1 protein-coding gene and 1 pseudogene are annotated in these 1,115 nt (G+C 68.2%); both read right to left on the bottom strand.

Features of this window, described 5'->3' with window-relative positions:
- Positions 1-513, bottom strand: a complete 513-nt coding sequence (locus tag PINTE_RS22350) for a gamma-glutamyl-gamma-aminobutyrate hydrolase family protein (protein ID WP_169798599.1) — start codon at positions 511-513, stop codon at positions 1-3.
- Between the two features lie 358 nt (positions 514-871).
- A pseudogene (locus PINTE_RS21375) lies at positions 872-1,115 on the bottom strand (hypothetical protein); the annotation flags it as partial.

The raw sequence follows: 1,115 nt of genomic DNA, 5'->3' as shown, positions 1-1,115 counted from the left end.
CTAGGACGCAATCCGCTCACCGCCGTGACGTGCCTGCACCTGGCCGATAAGGCGCAGAAGCAGTGATCTGAGCTGCTCGGGCACGGCCGGGTGCTCGGCGTGGAACTGCACGCCGGTCACCGGCTCCGACTCGTGCACGACCGCCTCGATCACGCCGTCGGCCGCGCGGGCGACCATGCGCAGGCCCTCGCCAAGGCGATCGATCGCCTGGTGGTGTGTGCAGCGCACGCGCATCCCTGCGGCGACCTCCCGCAGCGCGGGAGAGGTCGTCGAGAGCGTCGTCTCGACGAAGGGATCGCCGAGTTGGGGCACGGCCCGGTGCCCGGTCATGTGTGGGACGAGGTTGCCCCCGAGCGCGACGTTGATGAGTTGCATCCCTCGGCAGACCCCGAGTACCGGCGTGCCGACCTCGACCGCCTGACGGACCACCGCGAGCTGCGCACGATCCGCTTCCGGCTCATGGCTGCCGCTGCCGGGATACGTCGATGGCCCGTCGTAGAAGCGTGGATCCACAAGTCCTCGCCGCCCATGATCACGATCGCATCGCTCGCCCGGGCCGCCGCAAGGCTCTCCGCGAGGGGCACCTCGGCGCTCGGAACGAGACTCGCCCGCGCGCCGACCTGCTCCAGGCTCTCGAGGGTGCGTGCGTTCAAGGCATCCACCTGTGCTTGAAGCTCCGGGGCATGGGGGCGTGTCGACCGCAGATGGAACACGGCGATGTCGCAACCAGGCAACTCGTCTCCTCTTCACGACCTGACGCAGCAGGGATCAGTCCGACGTCGATGGTGCTCGACCCGAGGAACTGTGCCAGTGGTAAAGATATTCTGGCGCAGACGCCGCGAGACAGACCCGCGGGTGCAGCCCGGCCTGGTCAGCCCGTCAGCGCGGTCACGAGTCGGTTGGCGGCTCCTGCGTCGGCGTACGGCAGGAACAGCGACGGTTCGGCCAGCTCGATCTCCAGCACCTGCGAGGTGCCGTCGTCCGCGCGCACCGGGTCGACGCGGCCATAAGGCAGGGGCCCGAGTCGCTCGGTGACCAGAAGACCGTTGTTCAAGCCAACGACATCACTGGTTTGAGTTCTAGATTCCGCTGGCCGTGAAGCGCCCCAGGTTAGG

The sequence above is a fragment of the Piscicoccus intestinalis NBRC 104926 genome (genome assembly GCF_001515525.1).
Taxonomy (GTDB): domain Bacteria; phylum Actinomycetota; class Actinomycetes; order Actinomycetales; family Dermatophilaceae; genus Kineosphaera; species Kineosphaera intestinalis.
Note: the sequence above shows the minus strand (reverse complement) of the source record. Positions and strands in the feature narration are given on the sequence as shown.